Here is a 21,559-nt window from a genome sequence, read left to right as displayed (position 1 = left end):
TCTTTTATTTGACGGCGGCCGCCGGAATGCGCGAGCCGGCACTCGATGCGGCGGCCTGTTTCAGGATCGCGGCGCAGTTTTCGTCCTGGCCCGGCCCGGTTTCTATGGTGGCGGCCAGGGCCAGCAAAGGATTGACCACACCCAGCGCGATCGCGATGCCCGCCCGCCCGGCCAGCGCCCCCTTGTCGGGACCGGCCGACGGGGCCGCGAAAGTGCCGCTGATTTTTAGGGGCGAGCGCAAGCTCAGGATGCTGCGGTCCTTGGGCGCCGGCTCCAGGACCAGGTCCAGGGTTTCATCGGCCAGGCTGATGTTGCCGCGTCCGTTGATCACCGTGTCGGAAGTGTCCAGCACAATGGTCTTGCTGCTCATCAACCCCTGCTTGACCTCAAAGGCGGCGGCCGCGCAGCGCAGCTGCACATTGCGGTCGCCGCGCACCAGGAACTTGATGATCTCGCCGCCGTCCAGGCCCATGAATTCGAGCAGGATGTTGCTGATCTGGCCCTTGCCCATCAGGACGGCCACGTCGCCCGAAGACGTGCCCAGCATTTGCGCCAGCGAATTGCCGCGCCCCTTGAGGTCGAGCTGGCCGCTGATTTTCCCCAGGCTGCTTTTGGTGGTTTCCACCGCCGGGAAGAGCTGGTTGAGCTGCACGCCGCGCAGGTCCAGCCGTGCCGCAAAAAGCGCCGGCGCCTCATTCGAATCTATGCGTATGGCGCCAGCCACCGTGCCGCCCGCAATGCCCATCGATATCGGCTCGAGCTGCAGGACGCCGCCCGTCAGCTTGACGTGGACGCTGCCCTTGTCCAGCGGCAGCACCTGCACATGCCGGATGTCAGCCGCCGAATACACCACGTCGGCATTCATGGCCTTGAGCCGGGTGACATCCAGCGTTGCAACAGGCAGGACCTTGCGCGATGGGGAGTTCGCCGCGCTTCGTTTGGCGGGCGCGGGCTCATTCCCTGCCTCGGCGGCCGCCGCCTTCACCGGGGTGGGCCCGGCCGGCGCAGGCAATCCGATCACCGGCGCCAGGTCGGCGAAGTCCAGCAGTTTTGACTGCACCTTGCCGGTCAGCAAGGGCACCGGCGCGGACTGGTCAAAACTCAGCGCGCCGCTGAGGTCCGAGCTGCCCAGGCGGCCCTGGATCTGGCTGGCGGCCCAGACCTTGCCGTGCCTGGCGAGTTTGCCGCGCAGTTTGTAAGGCGGCGTGGACGGCAGCACCACGCCCAGCAGCTTGTAGAGTTCCTCGAGGTTGCGGCCCTGCAGGTCAAAGCTGGCATCCACCCCGGCAAGGTCCGCGAGGTTGGCGATGCTGCCCTTGGCCTTCAGGCTGGTCTTGCCGGCCACCGCATTCACTTCGATGGGGAAAGGCGCTTCAAGGTCCTTGCTCAGCTGCAGCACGCCGCCGGTGCGCCCGTTGGCGCTGAAGGCTTCGTTTTGCCATTTGCCGCTCGCCTTGTAGGTGAGGGGCAACTGGTCCGCGGCCTCCTGGGCGAGCGAAAAATCCACATGGATGTTGGCGCCTTGCGCCGCCGCCTGGTAGTCCACGCTGCCGCCGTCAATCAGCAAGGCATCAATGCGCGGAATGGCCCCCTCGTCGGAGGTGTCGCGCGCCAGCGCCCAGGTCCGGCGTCCGTCGGGCTCCATCTGCAGCCCTATTTCCGGTGCCGTCAGCGCGATGCGCGGCAACACGACCTTGCCCAGCAGCAGCGGCAGCAGCTTGATGTCGAATTCGGCCGCCTCCGCCTTGACCAGGTAAGGCTTGCTGGCCCACTCGGGGTTGGCAAACTCCACACCGTCGGCCCTGACCGTGACGGTGCGCCCCAAGTGCACCGACAGATGCCGGGTGATTTCAAAGCGCCGGCCCAACTGGTCGGAGACATGGCGGTTGATGGGGCCGCGCAGTATGTCCCAGGGGAAAAACACCAGTACCAGCACCAGGGCCAGCAGCACGGCGCTTATTGCGGCAAGCCATCTTCGCCAGAGGACCGGTGCGGACTGTGGGGTGTTCATGGGTGGCATGGAAATCAGGCCTGCATCAAGAAAGCGCAAGGCACCAGCTTTGCCGCGCGGTGGCCGGGAAGGCGCTGGGAGCACTGGCTAGCATGCGTTTGTCTCCCTGCGTTGTGGTGTCATGCCTGCGCCTGCAAGGGCGCGGGGCTCCGTTTAGCCCTGCATTCCACTATCGGCCGGATCGACGCAGGGGGCAGTCGGCAGTCACCATGACACACTGTGGGCATGTGCCTACAGCCCGCGTAGTGTGGCTGCGGCGCACATGCAATGCAGCCGTAGGCGGCCTCCTACAAGTGCTGGCCTTGGCCGCTGGCAGAATGGGCCTGGGTTAAAGATACATTAGGAAACAAGAGACATTCGCATTTTTGGGACTTTCGTAATACTTCGAAAGCCACGCGGCCTCCTACCTGGACCTGAGCAGTGAGACTGAAAACGTACATCGTAGAAGACAATCCGACCATTCGCGAAAATCTGATCGGAACGCTGGAGGAGTTGGCACGCATTGATGCCGTGGGAACCGCAGAAACCGAAAACGAAGGCAAGGCCTGGCTGGCGGAAAACAGCGAGGACTGGGACCTGGCGATTGTTGACCTGTTTCTCAAACAGGGAAGCGGCCTGGGCGTGCTGGCCGCCTGCAGGGACCGCCCATCGCGGCAGAAAGTCGTGGTCCTGAGCAACTATGCCACCGCCGACATCCGCCAGCGCTGCACGCAACTCGGCGTCGACGCGGTCTTCGACAAATCCAACGAGATCGACGCCCTGGTGGACTATTGCATCCAGCAGAGCGCCGCCGCCGATTGAACTCAATCAATCAGCTTGTTCTTGAGCGCGTAGTAAGTCAGGTCGCTGTTCGAGGAAAGGCTCATCTTCTCCATCACGCGAGTGCGGTAGGTGCTCACCGTTTTCACGCTCAGCGACAGCGCCTTGGCGATGTCGCCCGCCGTCTCGCCCTTGGCCAGTTTCAGGAACACCTGGAACTCCCGCTCGGACAGCTGCTCGTGCGAGGCAACGTCGTTGGGCCGGTTCAGCTGCTGCGCCAGCAGCTCCGCCACCGCCGGGGTGATGTAGCGCTTGCCCAGCGAGATCACGCGGATCGCGTCGACAATCTCGGAAGGATCGCACTCCTTGTTGAGGTAGCCGCTGGCGCCCTGGCGGATCAGGTTGACCGCATAGTGCTCCTCGGGGTAGCCGCTGAGGATGAGAATGCCGACATCGGGCGCCTTCGCGCGGATCATGGCCAGCGCGTCAATGCCGCTTTGGCCCGGCATGGACAAATCCATGACGAGGATGTCGAGTTCGACATTGCGAACCAGGTCAATGGCCTCGCGGCCGCTGCCGGCCTCGCCGACGACGCGCAAGTCGACCTGGTCCGAGAAAAACTGCTTGAGCCCCGAACGCACAATGGCGTGGTCGTCCACAATTCCGATTTTGATCATGTCGCTGTCTTCCTATAAAGCTGCAAGCCGGCAACGCCGTGAAAAGAGAAGCCTTGAACTGGCGCCTGCTTTAATTTTCAGCACCCATTATTGACGAATTCTTCACCGAAGTACCAAACGGAGTTTGCCGTGAAAGCATTTGCGATACCCAGAATGGCCATCAGCCTGCCTTTGGCGGTGCTGGCCGCCGCCTTCCTCATCTTCATCAATGAGGCGAGTTTCCGCAAGTCTACCGAAGCGGCGGCCAGCATTGAAGAGGCGCAGCAGACCCGCGGCGCCATCAACAAGCTGCTGCAGCACATGCTGGACGCGGAAACCGGCCAGCGGGGCTACCTGCTGACGGGCGACGCGCGCTACCTGGAGCCCTACAACGCCGCGCTGGCCGACATCGACCACAACCTGGACACGCTGCGCCAGCTGTTCACGCCCTACCGGGAACAGCTCGCGGAGTTCGGCCAGATGTCCCGGCACGTTTCCCGCAAGCTGGCCGAAATGGACCTGAGCGTTCGCATGCGCAAGGAGGGCAATGAAGACGCCTGGAAATTCGTGCTGACCACGGACGTCGGCAAGGAACACATGGAGGCCATCCGCGAGCAGTCCGCCAGGCTGGCTGCCAGCAGCGTCAGCAAAATGGAGCAAGGGCAGGACCAGATCCGGCGCTCGCTGCAGCTGTCGCGCATCGGGGTGGCTACCGTGGCGCTGGCGGGCTTGCTGGCCTTCTACATGTACCTGCTGCAGACCAAGGCCTTACTGGCTTCCGGCCGGCGCGAGCAGGAATCCCTGCAGCGCGAGCGCGACTTCCTCGAGGTGCAGGTGCGTGAGCGCACCGCCAACCTGGCCGAGTTGGCCACCCACCTGCAGAATGTGCGCGAGGACGAACGCGGCCATCTTGCGCGCGAACTGCACGACGAGCTGGGCGCGCTGCTGACCGCAGCCAAGCTCGACGTGGCGCGTTTGAAGTCGCGCCTGGCGGGCAACATGCCGGAGGCGGTGGAGAGGCTCACGCATCTGACCAACACGCTCAACAGCGGCATCGCGCTCAAGCGGCGCATCGTGGAAGACCTGCGCCCGTCCTCGCTGTCGCACCTGGGCCTGGTGGCCTCGCTGGAAATCCTGGGGCGCGAGTTCGAGGAGCGCTCGGGCCTGGCCATCACCACCGACCTGGAGCCCGTCGAACTCGGCGGCTCCGCGCAGCTGACCGTCTACCGCCTGGTGCAGGAGTCGCTGACCAACATCGGCAAATACGCGGAAGCCAAGCAGGCCGAGATCAGCCTGCATAACTTCGACAGCTACATCACCGTCGAGGTCAAGGACGACGGCAAGGGTTTCAAGGTCGGCAGCGTGGGCGCGGGCAGCCACGGGCTGGCCGGCATGCGGCATCGCGTGGAAGCCGCGGGCGGCCGCCTCACCGTCACCAGCGCCGAAGGCGAAGGCACGCGCATTTCCGCGGTGCTGCCGAAGACGCGCTGAGATGCGCGTGCGCCTCGCGAGCGGCGTAACAAAATGTCGGCCCCCTCCTACAGGGCGTGGCCATTCGAACTGACACAGGCACACGTCCGCAGCCGATGAGGCCATCCCGGGACGCTCTCTAAGCTTGGCTCAAGGCCGCTTCAATCGAAGCAAGGGCCATCCACCCCGGAGCAAGGAGCCTCAGATGTTGCACTATTCCGTCGTTTTTCTCGTGATCGCGCTGATCGCCGCCGTGTTCGGTTTCGGCGGCATCGCGGCCGGCGCCGTCGAGATCGCCAAGATCCTGTTCTTCATTTTTGCCGTGATGGCCGTCGTCAGTTTTGTCATCAGCCTTTTGCGCAAGAACTGACGGCCCCGCATTCCGCCGAAGGCCTCCCGCATGAGCCGTGTCACCCGGTGACCCGGCTTTTGTTTTCCCTTCTTATTTTTAATGCTTCCCCTCAAACCACCAAGGACCGCCATGAATTCCCAGACCGCCGCCAATACCGCACGCCAAGCCTCCGATGAGCTGCTACAGACCGCCGAGAAAGCCGTGGGCAGCACCCGCAGCTATGCCAACGAAGCGCTCGACAAAGCCGAAAGCAAGGTGCGCGACCTGCGAGGCAGCGTCGACCCCGTGGTCGACATGCTGGCCTCCAAGGCCCAGCACCTGGCACGCCAGAGCCTGGACATCGCCGCCGAAGCCAAGGACCGCGCACAGCGCTCGCTGTCCAACGCCGCGGGCGCAACCTCGCGCTATGTCGCCGACCAGCCCTTGCGCTCGGTGCTGATCGCCGCGGCGGTGGGCGCGGGCGTCGCGCTGCTGATTTCCTCGGCACGCCACCACCGCCAGCAGAACCGCTACTGAGCTACTGAGCCACCGCGACACAGGCCAACAAAACCACCCCGCCATGCTCCATCCCCTTTTCTCCACCATCGTGCAGCGGCCCGACCTGGTCGTGGACCACCTGTCGGCCTATGCGGCGCTGTTCCAGGAAGAAGCTTCCGAGGCCGGCTCCGAATTGCTGGCGCGTGCCGTGGCCTGGGCCGTGGCCATCGTGGCGGCCGCCGTCTTCCTGGGCCTGGCGGGCACGGCCGTGATGCTGGGGATGCTGCATAACCAGTTTCACTGGGCGCTGGTGGTGGTACCGGGCATTGCGCTGGCCATCCTGGCCATTGCCATGCTGCGGGCGCGCAAGCCTTTGGCCACGAAACGCTTTCCCGAACTGAAGGCGCAGATTGACAGTGATGCCCATGCCTTGCGCATGGCCGCCTGAACAGCGCCACCCAGACCGCACCATGACCGCCCTCTCCCAACTCACCCAGCCCACGCCGCAAGAAAGGCTGGCCAGCAGCCGCAAGGCCATCGTCAGGCATATGAACCGCGACAAGCTGTCCCACGATGAGCAGGAACAGTCCGCGCGGCACGGTGAAGAAGGCCCGCCGCATGCCGGGGGCGGAAGCTGGGGCTTCATCAAACACGCGCTGGGCGCCTGGTGGCAGCACCACCCCGTGAGCGCCGCGCTCAACCTGGCGCGACCCGTGCTCGGCCAATACGCCAGGGAAAAACCGCTGCAGCTCCTGGGCATCGCCGCCGTGGCGGGCGCCGCGGCCGTGGCCTTCAAGCCCTGGCGGCTGGTGTCCCTGGGCAGCGTGCTGCTGGCCACGCTCAGGTCGTCGGAGATCTCCGGCGCCTTGCTGTCCATGCTTTCCCACCCGGCGCAGGACAACGAACAGACACAAAGGACACCATGAACACCCCCGTCATTTCCAAACGCCCTGCCGCAACTTCCGGCGAACTGGTGCTTGACGAAACCGGCCTGGACGCGGCCCGCAAGAGCCTGGCCGACGGCGCCATCACGCCGGCCTACGGGCCGCACCGCGATGCCATCGTCAAGCTGCTCAACGACGCGCTGGCCACCGAGCTGGTCTGCGTGCTGCGCTACAAGCGCCACTATTTCATGGCCAGCGGCCTGTCCTCACCCGCCATCGCGGATGAATTCCTGGTGCACGCGAACGAGGAATCCGGGCATGCGGACCGCATCGCCCGGCGCATCGTGCAACTGGGCGGTGAGCCCGATTTTTCGCCCGGCACGCTGCAGCAGCGCAGCCATGCCGACTACGACGAATCCAACGACCTCAAGACCATGGTGCGCGTCAACCTGGTGGCCGAGCGCATCGCGGTGGAGACCTACCGCCAGATGATCGCGCTGATCGGCGACAAGGACCCGACGACGCGGCGCATGCTCGAGGACGTTCTTGCCGACGAGGAAGAACATGCCGACGAGCTCAAGGACTGGCTTGAAAAATAAACGATGACCGCAGGCCTGTGGGCGTGGTGCCGTTCACAGGCAGGCTTTTTCAACCTTGCACCAAAACCATGACATCAACACAAGAGGAAACAATATGAAATACGCTCGCGCAATTGCATTCGCCGCTCTGGCAGGCATCACCATCATTGGCAGCGGCTGCGCTGTCGGGCGTGGCCAGGAAACTGCCGGCGCCTATGTCGACGACGCCGCCATCACGACGTCCGTGAAGGCGAAATTCGTTGAGGACAAAACCGTGGCAGCGTCTTCCATCAAGGTGGAAACGCTTAACGGCACCGTCCAGCTGTCCGGCTTCGCCAAATCCGCCGCGGAAAAGGCCCAGGCTGAAAACATCGCCCGCAACGTGAAGAACGTCAAGGCCGTTCGCAACGACATCGTCGTTCGCCCGTAAACGGTTGGGCCCTGTGCCACCGCAAGGTGGCTGCAAAAGGCAGGCATGGGATTTCCCATGGCCTGCCTTTTTCACGTCCAGGCCTCGCGGCCTCTACGGCCTCTAACCGGCAGCCTTGACTTCGAGTTTGTTGTCCACCGATTTGACACCCTTGACCGCCTTGGCCAGGTCGACCGCCTTGTCACGGGCGGCCGATGTGGGCGCGGAGCCCTTGAGGATCACGGCGCCATCACGGGTGTCCACATTGATCTTGAGCACGCTCAGATCGGGGTCCTTCGCGAAGCCCGCGGTGACGGTGGTGGTGATGGTGAGGTCGTCGATTTTTTCACCGGCCTTGGCGGCCATGTCCTTGCCGGAAGACTCGGCGCTCTGGGTCGCGTTTTTCACCGCGGCGCCGGCACTGGCCATTTCGCTTTCGGCCTTGGCTTTGGCCCTGGCGGCAGCGTCTTCGGTTTTCGCAATGGCCGAGTCGAGTTGCTGGCCTGCGGTTTTGCCCTCGTCCTGCTTGTTGCAGGCTGACAGGGCCAGCGCCAGGGATGCCGCGACCAGGATGGCCAGCGGGCGCAGGGCATGGCCCGCATGCGAGGGATTCAAAAGGATGGAAATCATGGTGGCTCCTTATTGGATGTGAGGGGCCCGGCCTGAGCAGCCGGGCGCCAGAAAGCGGCGAAGCGGCGTTCGCGCACATTCACTCTAGCCAGATGGCCCGCCGCCGCACATCGGTACCGGCTGAAACAGCCGTAGGACAAGGGGCAGCGCCCGTGTTAGCGGCAGCTGCCGTGCCTTTTGCGGAACTGGGCGGGATACACCGGCGGCGCGGCGTGCGACGGCGAGAAAATTCCCAGTCCTGCGGCCCTGGCCTGCCGCTGCTGCGCGGCGTAGGGACCGGCGTTGCCCCGGTTGCGGTAAGACCAGGCCAGGCCCTGCGCCACCATCCAGCGGCCTGTGTCTTCGCCTTTGAAGCTGATCTTCGCCAGCAGGCGGCCGTAGTCGTCATGCTGCCGCCCATACACGGCCACGCGCTGGCCCAGCAGCTTGCGCATCAGCGCGTCGCGGGAGGCGGTGCCGCCGGCCTGGCAGATTTCCGGCGCATCTATGCCGCTGATGCGAACGCTGACCGGCTTGCCGCCGCCTGGCGGCCGCACCCTCACGGTGTCGCCGTCGACCACATAAGTCACCACACCGGACCAGGCGCTTGGCGCGGGCTTGGCTTGGGAAGATGCCTGCACGGGAAGCCACGCGCCTAGCAGCGCGGCCACCACGAGAGCTCTGGAAAAGAAAACCATCGCGTAAAGAGAGTGGTCAGGCCGTGACAATCCAGCCTTCCAGCGGGTCCATCTCCAGCGGCAAACCGTAGCGCGGCGCGCCCTGCCGCTGCGCCCAAGCCGCCTGCATCAGGCACAGCACGGCGTCCAGGCTGTCGCCGCTGGCGTCGTCAGCCAGCGCGTCGCGCTGGGCGTGGCTGACTTTGAGGCGCAGCCCCAGCCGGGTTTGCCCGTTTTCCAGCGCGGTGATCAGGTCCTTGCGCGCGATCAGCCGCTCCGGCGTCTGTTTGGCCTTGTCGTCGCTTTTGTAAGAGCGGCCGCCGAGCACTTCGCGCGCGAGCAGCCCGGGATAGCCCTCGAGCGCGACGCGGCGAATATCGCCGTCGTGCAGGCCGGGCAGGTGCACGCCGGCCGCCAGCAGCCGCGGCACGCCCGCATGCAGCATATAGGCCACCGGCGGATTGACCCATTTCATCGAGGGGCTGGAGCCGGCCGGCTCGTCGGTGGCGCGATGGGCAAACTTTGCGCCGGCGGGGCGCGCATCGCAAAACGCGGCAAAGGCCTGCCGGATGTCGGCGCGGCTCAACGCGGCGTAATGCGCCATCAGCGCGGGCCAGGCAAGGGACCAGCCAAGATGCTCCACCAGTTCGCGCGGCAGGCCGAACGGAAAATCGAAAACGCCCAGCCAGCTGGCAGTCTGCTGCAGCCAGGCCTCAAAAGCATCCAGCGATTCGAAGCGCTCCAGTTTCGCCAGCTGGACGCGCCCGTTTGTGCAGGTCCCGCAGGCCAGGACAATGGGCTTCCTGCGCGTTGGAGCGCTGGAAAAATCACATCCAATCAGTAACGGCGTTTCAAGTGGCATGGCGGTATTTTGCTGTCAGCCCAGCGCAAGTGCCATCACGCCCGCGGCAATCAGGGCAGCGCCCAGCAGCCGCTGCAGGCGGTCGCCTTCGCCGAGCAAATGCCCGCCGATCAGCGCGGCAAACAGCATGGAAACTTCACGCGCCGGCGCCACATGCGACAGCGGCGCCACTTGCATGGCATACAGCACCAGCACATAAGAGACCGGGCTGATGGCGCCGACCATCAGCGCGTACTTCCACTGCCGGCGCCACAGCGTTACTGCGGCTGGCCGGTCACGCAGCACAGCAGGCGCGAGCACAGCCACTCGCACAAAATTGCCCAGATAGTCAATCAGGATGGGCGACATCAGCAAGAACCTCACGCCGTACCCATCCACCACGGTGTAGCTGGCGATGAAGGCGCCTGTGAGCAGGCCGTAAACCATGCCTTTGTGCACGCGGCGGCGCTGCGCCGGGTCATGCGCCGCACGCAGCAGGCCAGGCCCACCCGCAATCAGGAACACGCCGCCCACCACACCGGCAATGCCGGCCACGCCTACGGCGGAAATCTGCTCACCCAACAAGGTGATGGCCACCAGCGAGGACAACAGCGGCCCGGAGCCGCGCGCCAGCGGGTAAACCACGGTTAGATCGGCTTTTCGGTAGCCGCGCAGCAGAACCACGTAATACAGCACATGCAGCACACCGCTGACCGCAACAAGGCTCCACTCGACCCAGCCCCAGCGGGGCAACACCCCCCAGCTGGCCCACAGGCCAACCGGCGCCCAGATCAGCATCATCATCACGCTGGTGAAAAAGGCAAAGCGGGCATCGCCTCCCGCCTTTTTGGCGGCAATGTTCCAACTGGCGTGAATCAGGCCGGCAAGAACAATCAAGGCAAGGGCGGAAAGGGGCACCGGTCAAGCCAACACAACAAGGCTGCAGTGCAGCATGAAGCCTCTCCTTACCAGCCGGGGCCGCGGAACCGGCTTTGCCGGGCCGCAGGCGCAGCGCCCCTCCTCCTCGAAGCCAGGGGCAGCGACTGCCGCAGGCTCGCAGCGGCGGAGCGTGGGGGCCGTCTGTTCAAACGCGCCCGCAGATGGAGGCGGTGGCCATCAGGTCTTCGAGCAGCGCGTAGGACACCTTGCCGGAGACGGAATAGGGGTCGAGCTCGGCCTTCTCGGAATACTTCAGCAGGATGGAATGGTTGAGCTTGGAGAGGTTGACCTGGCCCATGGTCCAGCCGCCGAAGCGCCGCTCGGAGATTTCCTCGAAGTGCAGCAGCACCACGTCCTTGTGGCGGGCGTCCTGCTGAATATGGCCGAACAGATCGCTAACCGCCATGCGCCCGCCTTCGATGGCCTGCAGGAAGATGCCGCCGCCGTAGCAGAGGATGCCGGTGATGCCGGTGGCCGGGTTGTGCTGGCGCGACTGCGACAGGATGCCCTCGATGGCTTCGGGGCTGGTGTCGACCGCGCGGCTTGCGTAAAGTAAACGTACCAACATCTTTAGCCCTTCTGAGGAATCAGTGCGAGGAATTCGCGGCGCAGGGTCGAGTCTTTCAGGAACACGCCGCGCATCACCGAGTTGATCATCTTGCTGTCCATGTCTTTCACGCCGCGCCAGGCCATGCAGTAGTGGCTGGCCTCCATCACGATGGCCAGGCCGTCGGGCTGGGTTTTTTCCATGATGAGGTCGGCCAGTTGCACCACGGCCTCTTCCTGGATTTGTGGGCGGCCCATGACCCATTCGGCCAGGCGCGCGTATTTGGACAGGCCGATCACATTGGTGTGCTCATTGGGCAGCACGCCTATCCAGATCTTGCCGATGACCGGGCAAAAGTGGTGGGAGCAGGCGCTGCGCACCGTGATGGGCCCGACGATCATCAGCTCGTTGAGGTGCTCGGCGTTGGGGAACTCGGTGATGGTGGGCGAGGCCACGTAGCGGCCCTTGAACACCTCGTTGAGGTACATCTTGGCCACGCGGCGCGCGGTGTTGTTGGTGTTGTGGTCGCCGGCGGTGTCTATCACCAGGCTGTCGAGCACGCCCTGCATCTTGCCCTCAACTTCATCCAGCAGTTTTTCGAGTTCGCCGGGCTGGATGAACTGGGCGATATTGTCATTGGCGTGAAAACGCTTGCGCGCCAGGGCCAGCCGTTCGCGGATCTTGACGGAAACGGGCGTACCCTCGCCGGTCGCGTCCTGGGGGGGCGTGTCGGATTTCATAAGCATGCCAGATATTACCAGCCCGCCCCGGCGCCGTCTTGTCCGGAATTTGACAGGGTCTTTGGCCTTTTACCCTTTCTGCACGGGCGCGAGAAGCTATTAATTTAATAGCAATCCAGTTAAGCCAGGGCTTCGGGGCCTCAATAGCGCTGGCCCGCTACCAGCAGCGCCAGCCGCACCAGGGCATAAGCCCCCCAGCCCCGCAGGCGCTGGCCCAGGGGGCGGTGGCTGTGGTCGGCCGGGTCCATGCGCCGCCCCTGCTTGACCATGGCATCGCGCAAAATGCCGGCCAGGCCTTCGGCAAAGGCCTTGTCCTCGACCACCACATTGGCTTCGCGGGCCAGCAGCAGGCTCAAGGGATCCAGATTGGACGAGCCCACGGTGGCCCAGTGCCCATCCACCACGGCCACCTTGGCGTGCAAAAAGCCGGCCTCGTACTCATGGATCTCCACACCCGCCGCCAGCAGGACGCCGTAGACGGGCCGGGCCGCGTGGTATTGCATGAAGTACTCGTAGCGGCCCTGCAGCAGCAAGGTGACGCGCACGCCGCGCCGCGCCGCGCCTATCAGGGCGCGCCGCAGCTTGCGCCCCGGCAGGAAGTAGGCATTGGCGATGATGATCTCGTGGTGCGCCTTGCCTATGGCCTTGCGGTAAGCGCGCTCTATGCTGCTGCGGTTGCGCAGGTTGTCGCGCAGCACCAGCGCCGCCCTGGGGCCGGCGCCGTTGCCCGCGGCGGGCGGCGTGGCGCCGGTGCGCCCGCCGTAACCCGCTGCCTTGAACTTCTCCCACGCCGCGTTCATGTGCCGCTGCCGCGCGCTGTAGCCCGCCTGCACGCGCCACCACAGCAGGGCCATGGCATCGGCGGCTTCCACCGCCAGCGGCCCGGTGGCGGCCACGGCGAAGTCAACGCGCGGCGCCTGGAGCTCGCCATGGTTGGGGTCGTAAAAATCGTCGAGCACATTGATGCCGCCGCAAAACACCGTCTGCTGGTCGACGACACACAGCTTGCGGTGCAGGCGGCGCCAGCGCTCCGGCACCAGCAGGCCCAGGCCGCTCAGGCCTGTGCCCAGGGGGGAGTACACGCACCAGTCGACTTTGGCCTGCGCGAATTTTTCGCGCCATTCGGCCGGCAGCGGGCTGGTGCCTATGCCGTCCACCAGCACCTGTACCGTCACGCCGCGGCCGGCGGCGCGCACCAGCGCCTCGGCCACCTGCGCCCCGGCGCCGTGAAAATCGAAAATATAGGTTTCCAGCTGAACCCAGCTATGCGCCGCGTCCAGCGCCTGGACCAAGGCGGGGAAAAAGTCCCGCCCACCTTGGAGCAGTTGCAGCGCGCCGGTCTTGTGGAGGGGATACAGCATGGGCGGTGGCGTTCGTCCCTGTGCGAATGGAGAGATGGGCGTGGGGTCCGTCCCATTTAAACCGAGCGGCCGGTGTTTGCCAATCCTGTGAAACGCCAACTCACAAAGTGTTGCGCCTGCGCGCGGCCCTCACGGCTCAGGCCATGAATTGCGGCAGCAGCAGCACCGCCTCGGCATTCGAGGGCGAAAAGCACAGGTCGGCCGCCGCGTGGTGCGGCAGCCATTGCCAGGCGGTGTGCTCCCGGGGGTTGAGCTTCACGTCGCGGGCCTGGGGCAGGCACAGGCTGAAGACGTGCTCGGTGTTGCGGGTGACGCCGGGCGCATAACGATGGCGCCAGACCGGGTAGATCTCGTAGACGTTGGCAAGGCCCCAGTCGCGGAATTGCGCTGGTGCGGCCGCGATGCCCGTCTCCTCAAGCACCTCGCGCATGGCGGTCTCCAGCAAGGGCTCATCCGCCCCGTCCTTGGACCCCGTCACGCTTTGCCAGAAGCCGGGATTGTCGGCGCGCTCTATCAGCAGCACCTCGCGCTGCGGCGTGTGGATGACGACCAGCACCGACTCGGGGATCTTGAACGGCTTCAAGGCATCCCCTCTCCGGGCTGGCGGTGCGGCGCCGTTTTAAACGGGCTGGGGGTTGCGCAGGCGGATGTGCAGCTCGCGCAACTGCTTTTCGTCGACCGGGCTGGGCGCATGCGTGAGCAAATCCTGCGCGCGCTGGGTTTTCGGGAAAGCGATCACGTCGCGGATCGACTCGGCGCCGGTCATCATGGTGACGATGCGGTCCAGGCCGAAGGCCAGGCCGCCGTGCGGCGGCGCGCCGTACTGCAGCGCGTCGAGCAGGAAGCCGAACTTCTGCTGGGCTTCTTCAGGACCGATCTTCAGCGCGCTGAACACCTTGCTCTGCACTTCGGCGCGGTGGATACGGACCGAACCGCCGCCCAGTTCCCAGCCGTTGAGCACCATGTCGTAGGCCTTGGCGATACAGCGGCCCGGGTCGGTGTCCATCCAGTCTTCGTGGCCGTCCTTGGGCGCGGTGAAGGGGTGGTGCACGGCGCTCCAGCGCTGGCCGTCCTCGTCGAACTCGAACATCGGGAAGTCCACCACCCACAGCGGCTTCCAGCCCTTGATGAACAGGCCGGTCTTTTTGCCGAATTCGCTGTGGCCGATCTTCAGGCGCAGCGCGCCAATGCTGTCGTTGACGATCTTGGCCTTGTCGGCGCCGAAGAAAATGATGTCGCCGTTCTGCGCGCCTGTGCGCTTGAGGATCTCGGCAATGGCGGCATCGTGGATGTTCTTGACGATGGGGCTTTGCAGGCCCTCGCGGCCCTTGCCGGCGTCGTTGACCTTGATCCAGGCCAGGCCCTTGGCGCCATAGATCTTGACGAACTCGGTGTAGCCGTCGATCTCGCCGCGGCTCATCTCGGAGCCGCCGGGCACACGCAGGGCCACCACGCGGCCGCCCGCCGTCGTGGCCGGCGCGCTGAAGACCTTGAAGTCCACGTCGGCCATGACGTCGGTCAGCTCGGTGAACTCGAGGTTCACGCGCAGGTCGGGCTTGTCGGAGCCGAAGCGGTGCATGGCGTCGGCATAGGCCATGACGGGGAACTCGCCCAGGTCGGTGTTCAGCACGGTCTTGAAGATGCTGCTGATCATGCCCTGGAACAGGTCGCGGATGTCCTGCTCGCCCATGAAGGAGGTTTCAATATCGATCTGCGTGAACTCGGGCTGGCGGTCGGCGCGCAGGTCTTCGTCGCGGAAGCACTTGGTGATCTGGTAGTAGCGGTCGAAGCCGGACACCATGAGCAGCTGCTTGAACAGCTGCGGGCTTTGCGGCAGCGCGAAGAACATGCCTTCGTTGACGCGGCTGGGCACCAGGTAGTCGCGCGCGCCTTCGGGCGTGCTCTTGGTCAGCATCGGCGTTTCAATGTCGATGAAGCCGTTGGCGTCGAGGAACTTGCGGGTTTCCATGGCCACGCGGTAGCGCAGCATCAGGTTGTTCTGCATGTAGGGGCGGCGCAGGTCCAGCACGCGGTGCGTGAGGCGCGTCGTCTCCGACAGGTTGTCGTCGTCGAGCTGGAAAGGCGGCGTGACGCTGGGGTTCAGCACGATCAGTTCGTGGCACAGCACCTCGATCTTGCCGCTTTTCAGGTTGTCATTGGTCGTGCCCTCGGGACGGGCCCGCACCACGCCCTTGACCTGGACACAGAACTCGTTGCGCACGCCTTCTGCGGTCTTGAACATGTCGGCGCGGTCCGGATCGCAAACCACCTGCACATAACCTTCGCGGTCGCGCAGATCGATGAAGATGACGCCGCCGTGGTCGCGCCGGCGGTTGACCCAGCCGCACAGGCTCACGGTCTGGCCCATGAGGCTCTCGGTCACCAGACCGCAATAGTTGGAACGCATTTGGGAAACGATGGCCATAAAAATACTCGAACTTTCAGCGCTTTTGGGGCAGTTGTCGCCGTTTAAAGGGGAGGGGTCAGGGGCAGGGTCGCGGGCAGCGGTGCGGGCTTTGCAGGCACCACGACACCCATGGAAATCACGTAGGTCAGGGCTTCATCGACGCTCATCTTGAGCTCGATGCAGTCGCTTTTTTTCAGCATCACAAAGTAGCCGCCGGTGGGGTTGGGCGTGGTCGGGACGTAAACGCTCAGGTAGTCGCCCTGCAGGTGGTTGACCACGTCGCCGCCGGGCGTGCCGGTGAGAAAACCGATGGTCCAGACGCCCTCACGCGGCCACTGCACCAGCAGGGCCTTGCGAAAGGCGTTGCCGTTTTCCGAGAACACCGTGTCGGAGACCTGCTTCACGCTCGAATAGATGGAGCGGACGATGGGGATGCGGCTCAGGAAGGAATTGCCCCAGCGCACCAGCTTCTTGCCGAAAAAATTGCTGGCGAAGGCGCCCATCAGCAGCACGATCAGCAGCATGAGCAGCACGCCGAAGCCGGGGATGTGAAAGCCCAGCAGCTTGTCGGGGTGCCAGGCGCCCGGCAGGATCAAGAGCGTCTGGTCCAGCGTGCCGACGATCCAGTCGAGCACCCACAGCGTGATCGCCAGGGGCACCAGCACCAGCAGTCCGGCCAGAAGCCATCGGCGAATGGAAGCCATCACGAGGAAGACTTGGAAGAAGCGTCGCCGGCCGAAGCCTTGGCGGGTGTGGCTGCTGCGGGAGCCGGAGCGGCCGCTGTGCTTGCCGGCGCGGCGGCCGTGGAATCGGCCGGCTTGCTGTCCGCGCCCTTGCCGTTGGCCGTGCCGGCTTCGCCGCCCTCAGTCTTGGGGGCGGCCACGCCCGTGCTGTTGCCGCCGCGAAAATCCGTCACATACCAGCCCGAGCCCTTGAGCTGGAAACCCGCGGCCGTGACCTGCTTTTTGAACGCGGGCGCGCCGCAGTTCGGGCACACGGTGAGTGGCGCATCGGAGATTTTTTGCAGAACGTCCTTGGCATGCCCGCAGGACTCGCATTTGTAGGCGTAGATTGGCATAGTGCTTAAGGCTTTGAGGGGGTATTCCCAGGAATACCCGGGGAATTTGCCCGGGAAAGGTAACCCGGGTGCAAAGCCTTCAATTATAGGCCGTTGAGGCCCTTCCCGGCGGCTTTAGAAGAGCCGCACGCGCAGGATGACCTGCACCACGATCAGTCCCAAAACAAAGCCCAGACCGCCATAAATCAGGCCTTGCAACAGCTTGTTGGTGTGTTTTTGTTCCTGCAGCAATTCTTCAAGCTCGCGCCGGCTGATGCCGGGGGGAGATTTCAGGTACTGGGACAAGAGGCGCGGCAGGCCCGGCAGCAGCTTGGCATAGGCCGGGGCCTCGGCCTTGAGCTGCGCCAGCAGTTTTTCGGGGCCCACCTGCTCCAGCATCCATTTCTCAAGAAAGGGCTTGGCGGTGCTCCAGAGGTCCAGGTCGGGGTCCAGCTCCCGCCCCAGGCCTTCGATGTTGAGCAGGGTTTTTTGCAACAGCACCAACTGGGGCTGGATTTCGACGTGAAAGCGCCGCGATGTCTGGAACAGCCGCATCAGCACCAGCCCCAGCGAGATTTCCCGCAGCGGCCGGTCGAAATAGGGTTCGCAGCAGGCGCGTATGGCGGCCTCCAGCTCGTCGACCCGGGTTTCGGGGGGCACCCAGCCCGATTCGAGGTGCAGCTCGGCCACCCGCTTGTAGTCGCGCTGGAAGAAGGCGCTGAAGTTCTGCGCCAGGTATTCCTTGTCGACCTCGGTCAGCGTGCCCACGATGCCGAAGTCCAGCGAGATGTAACGGCCGAAAGTTTCCGGCGCCAAGCTCACCTGGATATTGCCCGGGTGCATGTCGGCATGGAAAAAGCCGTCACGGAACACCTGGGTGAAGAAAATCGTGACGCCGTCGCGCGCCAGTTTTTTCATGTCCACGCCGGCATCCAGCAGGCGCTGCACCTGGCTGATGGGGACGCCCTTCATACGCTCCATCACCATCACGTCGGGCATGCAGAAGTCCCAGACCATCTCGGGGATCATGACCAGGTCCAGGTCCTGCATGTTGCGGCGCAACTGGGCCGCATTCGCCGCCTCGCGCAGCAGGTCCAGCTCATCGTGCAGGTATTTGTCGAATTCGGCGACCACCTCGCGAGGCTTGAGGCGCTTGCCGTCGGCCGAGGCGCCCTCCACCCAGCCGGCCATCATGTGCATCAGCGCCAGGTCTTTCTCGATGGCGGGCAGCATGTTGGGCCTGAGCACCTTGACTGCCACCTCGCGCCCGTTCGGCAGGGTGGCGAAGTGCACCTGGGCGATGGAGGCGCTGGCGACCGGCGTGTGCTCGAAGCTTGCAAAAATACGGTCCAGCGGCCGACCGAAGGCCTTTTCGATGATGGCCACCGCCACGGCGGAGTCAAACGGCGGCACCCTGTCCTGCAGGCGGGCCAGTTCGTCGGCGATGTCGGGCGGCAGCAGGTCGCGGCGGGTGGACATCACCTGGCCGAACTTGACGAAGATGGGGCCCAGGCTTTCGAGGGCTTCACGCAGGCGCTCGCCGCGTGGCGCCTTCAGGTTGCGGCCGACGGAAACGATACGCGTCAGCAGGCGCACGCCCGGGCGCTGGAAACTGGAGAGCACCAGTTCGTCCAGCCCGAACCGCAGCACGGTCCAGACGATGAAGATGCCCCGGAAAAGCCGGGTCATGCAGAAGCCTTCGCGGTCGGGGCGCCCTCACCCGCCGCGGGACTTGCGGGCGCCGCCTGCGTGGCAACCCCGGATGAAGCGGGAGCCGGAGCCAGCGGTGTACTGGCGAGGAACTGCTTGAGTCCTTCAAACAGCCGGCGACCGGCGTCGGCCACCGCGTGGGCGGGCGCGTCGCCGATCAGGCGCGACAGGTCTTCCTCAGCATCCCAGCGCAGGTTTTCGGCCAGCCAGCCCAGTTCGGCGGCCAGTTGCACGTCGCCTTCGATCTTGACCGGCGGCGGCTTGCCGGCCAGGACCGATTGCACGACAGTGAGGGGGGACTCGGTGGCGACGGCCAGTGTGAGATCCGGCCTGGCACCAGGCGCGGCCCGGTCCACCAGGCCAGCAGGCGTGACCACCAGGTCGATCGAGAACAGGCCCCAGCGCAGGTGCACCACGCGCCCCTTTTGCCGGAGCAGCCGGTCCTGGGCCTGTTTTTCCTGCATCAGCACATGGTTCAGGAACAGCACCAGCCGCTGCTGCCCCTCGTCGACCACCCAGGAGGGAGGCTGAAAGCGGGTGGCGATGGATTCCAGAAATGAAAAAGGGGACGATGTATTCATACGTCCCCGATTCTGACATGGCCCCCACGGTCGCGCACTTCGTGCCGCTCCCTTCCCCCGAGGGGGCCGCTGCGCCTGCGGCCCCTGCTTGAATGGGGAGCCGCGCCTTCCAACCGATTACTGGAGCGCTTGCACCCCGGCGACCAGCCAGCCGCTGCCGCCGTTGCGGGGTTTGGTCATGTTCCAGACTTCGCGGAAGGGGCTGGCGCCGGCGGAGGCGTCTTCGCGGATCATGCCGGAGAACTCCACGCTGGCCATGTAGACCTCGCTGAGTTCCTCGATGCCCAGCAGCTGGGCGTCCAGCATCACGACCTCGGTCTTGTTGACCTGGCCGCCGGTGTGCGATTCGCGGTCGGCCAGCTGGGTCTTGATCTGCTCGAGCATGTCGTCGGTCATCATGGCGCGCAGGCTCTGGATGTCAGAGCGGTCCCAGGCATCCTGCAGCGTCACGAAGTTGGCTTTGCTGGCCTTGAGGAAGCCTTCGGCGTCAAAACCGGCCGGCACACCCCAGGACTGTGATCCCAGCAGGGCCGAGCCGATCATGGAGCCGCCCGCGGCGGGCGCGGCCGCGTCGTATTTGTTGGCGTCGAAAGCCATGCTGCTGCGCTCCCAGGGGCGTGCGGAGGCATCATTGCCGACGTTTTCGGGGCTGTAGTTCTTGGGGGTGGTGGCATTGCCCGCGCCCTGGAAGGCGAAAGGCGCCTGGCCGGAGGCCGAGCCGGGCGCGCTGGCCGCCCCACCCTTGAGCCTGCGCATGACAAAGCCGATCACCAGCATGACCACCAGCGCCAGCAGGGCGAACAGCATGATTTGGCCGAAGGCCCCGCCCAGGCCCAGCGAGGAAGCCAGCCAGGCCAGGCCCAGGCCGGCGGCCAGGCCGCCCAGCATCGCGCCCCAGGGGCGCTTGGGCGCCTGCGCGGGCGCCGCGGCGGGCGTTGCCGGCTTGGCGGCGGAATTCGTGGCGGAGCCGGCGCCGGCGGGCGCCGCCTCGCGTTGCGTGACATTGGACGACTGCTTGCCGAACGACTTGCCGCCGCCCAGGCGCTTGGCCTCGGCCGACGTGCCTGCCAGGGCCATGGCCGTGACCAGCACGGTGGAAAGAATTGCGGACCAGATCTTCATATCGTCTCCTTAATCACACTTCAACACTTGATTCCAACATGCAATGCCACTACGCCGCCCGTCATGTTGTGATAGTCCACATGGCCGAAACCACCTTTACGCATCAGGGCTTTGAGTTCTTCCTGGCCCGGGTGCATGCGAATGGACTCGGCGAGGTACTGGTAGCTCGAGTCGTCATTGGCCACCAGCTTGCCCAGCCGGGGCAGGACCTTGAAGGAATACCAGTCGTAGATTTTTTCCAGCGGCCTGGCCACCTTGGAGAATTCGAGCACCAGCAGCTTGCCGCCGGACTTGAGCACGCGGTTCATCTCGCGCAGCGCGTCTTCCTTGTGTGTCATGTTGCGCAGGCCGAAGGCCACGGTCACCACGTCGAAACTCGCATCCGGAAAAGGCAGGTGCTCGGCGTCGCAGACCAGAGTCGGCAGGTTCACGCCGGCGTCCAGCAGCCGGTTGCGGCCCTCGCGCAGCATGGCCTCGTTGATGTCGGTGTGCACCACACGCCCGGTGCTGCCCACCTTGGGGGCAAAGGCCAGCGCCAGGTCGCCCGTGCCGCCAGCGATGTCCAGCACCTGGTCGCCCTCCTTGACGTTGGCCACCAGCACGGTGTAGGCCTTCCAGGCACGATGCAGGCCCATGGACATCAGGTCGTTCATCACGTCGTACTTGGGCGCCACGGAATCGAAGACGCCACGCACGCGGCGCGCCTTGTCCTGCTCGTCAACGGATTCAAAACCGAAATGGGTACTGCTCATAGGTCAATGCTAGAGGGCAAAGCGGGCAATGGCCGGGACAACCCTGGGCTGACGCGGGACATTGCGGGCTTATTGCAGGCTTTTATGCTGGAAAAACAACAGTGCCGCGATGCGGGCTTTGACCACCCGGCGCGGCGCGGCGAAGGGCTTCGCGCGGCTCGCGCCATCAATGGCTGGCGCAGCCGTGCCCGCCGGCCTGGGGCATGGGCGCATCGCGGTCCACACCGGCGGTGCGCAGGCGCTGCTGGTAGTCGTCCCAGAGGCGGTTTTGCTCGGCGCCCAGGTGGTAGAGGTAGTCCCAGGAAAAAATCCCGCTCTCATGGCCGTCCGAAAACACCGGCTTGACCGCGTAGTTGCCTATGGGCTCGAGCTCGACCACCGTCACCTCGCGCTTGCCCGTCTGCAGGATTTCCTGGCCCGGACCGTGGCCCTGCACCTCGGCGGACGGGGAGTAGATGCGCATGAGTTCGAAGGGAATCCGGAACTCGGCGCCATCGGAAAACGCGATTTCAAGCACGCGCGACTGGCTGTGAACCGTCAGCGCCGTGGGCGTCGGGGAGCCGGGTTGAAGGCCTGCCATGGGGATTTGCTTTCTGAAAGGAAAAGGCCGGACAGACCGG

General features: G+C 64.9%; 26 protein-coding genes. 8 read left to right on the top strand and 18 right to left on the bottom strand.

Annotated elements, in window-relative coordinates; all coding sequences use genetic code 11:
* Window positions 1–4 precede the first annotated feature (4 nt).
* Entirely contained in the window at window positions 5–2,020 is a 2,016-nt protein-coding gene (locus BLQ85_RS14685) for an AsmA family protein (protein WP_083336866.1), read from the bottom strand.
* Between the two features lie 411 nt (window positions 2,021–2,431).
* Between BLQ85_RS14685 and BLQ85_RS14680 the strand changes: the two genes are divergently transcribed.
* Window positions 2,432–2,812 (top strand): response regulator, encoded by a 381-nt coding sequence (locus BLQ85_RS14680; RefSeq protein WP_074577977.1) that lies wholly within the window; start codon window positions 2,432–2,434, stop codon window positions 2,810–2,812.
* Window positions 2,813–2,814: 2 nt separating this feature from the next.
* On the opposite strand, the gene BLQ85_RS14675 is transcribed toward BLQ85_RS14680, so the two are convergent.
* On the bottom strand, window positions 2,815–3,447 hold the full coding sequence (locus tag BLQ85_RS14675; RefSeq protein WP_007867910.1) for a response regulator: 633 nt from the start codon (window positions 3,445–3,447) through the stop codon (window positions 2,815–2,817).
* A gap of 129 nt (window positions 3,448–3,576) precedes the next feature.
* On the opposite strand from BLQ85_RS14675, the gene BLQ85_RS14670 reads away from it, so the two are divergent.
* The 7 genes from BLQ85_RS14670 (at window position 3,577) to BLQ85_RS14640 (ending at window position 7,617) form a co-directional block, all read left to right on the top strand.
* Window positions 3,577–4,917 carry a sensor histidine kinase gene (locus BLQ85_RS14670; RefSeq protein WP_371327288.1) on the top strand — a complete coding sequence of 447 codons (1,341 nt, stop codon included), beginning with the start codon at window positions 3,577–3,579 and terminating at the stop codon, window positions 4,915–4,917.
* Window positions 4,918–5,101: 184 nt separating this feature from the next.
* Complete coding sequence (locus tag BLQ85_RS14665) at window positions 5,102–5,266, top strand: DUF1328 domain-containing protein (protein WP_007867921.1); 165 nt, start codon at window positions 5,102–5,104, stop codon at window positions 5,264–5,266.
* Between the two features lie 111 nt (window positions 5,267–5,377).
* On the top strand, window positions 5,378–5,764 hold the full coding sequence (locus BLQ85_RS14660; RefSeq protein WP_074577975.1) for a hypothetical protein: 387 nt from the start codon (window positions 5,378–5,380) through the stop codon (window positions 5,762–5,764).
* Between the two features lie 43 nt (window positions 5,765–5,807).
* Window positions 5,808–6,173 (top strand): phage holin family protein, encoded by a 366-nt coding sequence (locus BLQ85_RS14655; protein ID WP_074577974.1) that lies wholly within the window; start codon window positions 5,808–5,810, stop codon window positions 6,171–6,173.
* A 22-nt stretch (window positions 6,174–6,195) separates the two neighbouring features.
* The gene (locus BLQ85_RS14650) at window positions 6,196–6,651 is read left to right on the top strand and encodes a hypothetical protein (protein ID WP_074577973.1); all 456 of its coding nucleotides are present in this window, start codon (window positions 6,196–6,198) and stop codon (window positions 6,649–6,651) included.
* Complete coding sequence (locus BLQ85_RS14645; RefSeq protein WP_074577972.1) at window positions 6,648–7,208, top strand: ferritin-like domain-containing protein; 561 nt, start codon at window positions 6,648–6,650, stop codon at window positions 7,206–7,208. The genes BLQ85_RS14650 and BLQ85_RS14645 overlap by 4 nt, the downstream gene beginning before the upstream one ends.
* Before the next feature lie 94 nt (window positions 7,209–7,302).
* Window positions 7,303–7,617, top strand: coding sequence for a BON domain-containing protein (locus tag BLQ85_RS14640; protein ID WP_074577971.1), 315 nt, complete (start codon window positions 7,303–7,305; stop codon window positions 7,615–7,617).
* A gap of 102 nt (window positions 7,618–7,719) precedes the next feature.
* Here the strand turns inward: BLQ85_RS14640 and BLQ85_RS14635 are convergent, their stop codons facing one another.
* From BLQ85_RS14635 to BLQ85_RS14560, 16 genes are all read right to left on the bottom strand, one after another.
* A complete protein-coding gene (locus BLQ85_RS14635) occupies window positions 7,720–8,226 on the bottom strand; it encodes a BON domain-containing protein (RefSeq protein ID WP_074577970.1) in 507 nt (168 codons plus the stop codon).
* Between the two features lie 155 nt (window positions 8,227–8,381).
* A complete protein-coding gene (locus tag BLQ85_RS14630; RefSeq protein ID WP_074578216.1) occupies window positions 8,382–8,876 on the bottom strand; it encodes a thermonuclease family protein in 495 nt (164 codons plus the stop codon).
* 43 nt (window positions 8,877–8,919) lie between these two features.
* On the bottom strand, window positions 8,920–9,744 hold the full coding sequence (locus BLQ85_RS14625; protein WP_074577969.1) for a DUF429 domain-containing protein: 825 nt from the start codon (window positions 9,742–9,744) through the stop codon (window positions 8,920–8,922).
* A gap of 15 nt (window positions 9,745–9,759) precedes the next feature.
* On the bottom strand, window positions 9,760–10,641 hold the full coding sequence (locus BLQ85_RS14620) for a DMT family transporter (RefSeq protein WP_074577968.1): 882 nt from the start codon (window positions 10,639–10,641) through the stop codon (window positions 9,760–9,762).
* 166 nt (window positions 10,642–10,807) lie between these two features.
* A complete protein-coding gene (locus BLQ85_RS14615) occupies window positions 10,808–11,230 on the bottom strand; it encodes a BLUF domain-containing protein (protein ID WP_007867959.1) in 423 nt (140 codons plus the stop codon).
* A gap of 2 nt (window positions 11,231–11,232) precedes the next feature.
* Complete coding sequence (folE, locus tag BLQ85_RS14610; RefSeq protein WP_036838408.1) at window positions 11,233–11,955, bottom strand: GTP cyclohydrolase I; 723 nt, start codon at window positions 11,953–11,955, stop codon at window positions 11,233–11,235.
* A gap of 134 nt (window positions 11,956–12,089) precedes the next feature.
* Window positions 12,090–13,310 carry a cardiolipin synthase ClsB gene (gene clsB / locus BLQ85_RS14605; protein WP_074577967.1) on the bottom strand — a complete coding sequence of 407 codons (1,221 nt, stop codon included), beginning with the start codon at window positions 13,308–13,310 and terminating at the stop codon, window positions 12,090–12,092.
* A gap of 136 nt (window positions 13,311–13,446) precedes the next feature.
* Window positions 13,447–13,893, bottom strand: a complete 447-nt coding sequence (gene nudB, locus BLQ85_RS14600) for a dihydroneopterin triphosphate diphosphatase (protein WP_074577966.1) — start codon at window positions 13,891–13,893, stop codon at window positions 13,447–13,449.
* Between the two features lie 36 nt (window positions 13,894–13,929).
* Entirely contained in the window at window positions 13,930–15,735 is a 1,806-nt protein-coding gene (gene aspS, locus BLQ85_RS14595; RefSeq protein WP_074577965.1) for an aspartate--tRNA ligase, read from the bottom strand.
* Window positions 15,736–15,779: 44 nt separating this feature from the next.
* On the bottom strand, window positions 15,780–16,421 hold the full coding sequence (locus BLQ85_RS14590; protein ID WP_007867968.1) for a DUF502 domain-containing protein: 642 nt from the start codon (window positions 16,419–16,421) through the stop codon (window positions 15,780–15,782).
* Window positions 16,421–16,795: an FmdB family zinc ribbon protein gene (locus BLQ85_RS14585; RefSeq protein WP_074577964.1), complete on the bottom strand. Its 375-nt coding sequence runs from the start codon at window positions 16,793–16,795 to the stop codon at window positions 16,421–16,423. Before BLQ85_RS14585 ends, BLQ85_RS14590 begins: the two co-directional genes overlap by 1 nt.
* A gap of 114 nt (window positions 16,796–16,909) precedes the next feature.
* Window positions 16,910–18,463 (bottom strand): ubiquinone biosynthesis regulatory protein kinase UbiB, encoded by a 1,554-nt coding sequence (ubiB, locus tag BLQ85_RS14580; protein ID WP_074577963.1) that lies wholly within the window; start codon window positions 18,461–18,463, stop codon window positions 16,910–16,912.
* Window positions 18,460–19,065: a hypothetical protein gene (locus tag BLQ85_RS14575; protein WP_074577962.1), complete on the bottom strand. Its 606-nt coding sequence runs from the start codon at window positions 19,063–19,065 to the stop codon at window positions 18,460–18,462. Before BLQ85_RS14575 ends, ubiB begins: the two co-directional genes overlap by 4 nt.
* 117 nt (window positions 19,066–19,182) lie before the next feature.
* Complete coding sequence (locus tag BLQ85_RS14570) at window positions 19,183–20,187, bottom strand: Tim44 domain-containing protein (RefSeq protein WP_074577961.1); 1,005 nt, start codon at window positions 20,185–20,187, stop codon at window positions 19,183–19,185.
* A gap of 20 nt (window positions 20,188–20,207) precedes the next feature.
* On the bottom strand, window positions 20,208–20,939 hold the full coding sequence (gene ubiE, locus BLQ85_RS14565; protein ID WP_074577960.1) for a bifunctional demethylmenaquinone methyltransferase/2-methoxy-6-polyprenyl-1,4-benzoquinol methylase UbiE: 732 nt from the start codon (window positions 20,937–20,939) through the stop codon (window positions 20,208–20,210).
* A gap of 166 nt (window positions 20,940–21,105) precedes the next feature.
* Complete coding sequence (locus BLQ85_RS14560) at window positions 21,106–21,519, bottom strand: gamma-butyrobetaine hydroxylase family protein (RefSeq protein ID WP_074577959.1); 414 nt, start codon at window positions 21,517–21,519, stop codon at window positions 21,106–21,108.
* Window positions 21,520–21,559 lie beyond the last annotated feature (40 nt).

The organism is Polaromonas sp. JS666 (assembly GCF_900103405.1).
In the GTDB taxonomy this organism is placed as follows: Bacteria; Pseudomonadota; Gammaproteobacteria; order Burkholderiales; family Burkholderiaceae_C; genus Polaromonas.
The sequence above is the reverse complement of the archived record's forward strand: the minus strand, read 5'-3'. Positions and strand labels throughout refer to the sequence as shown.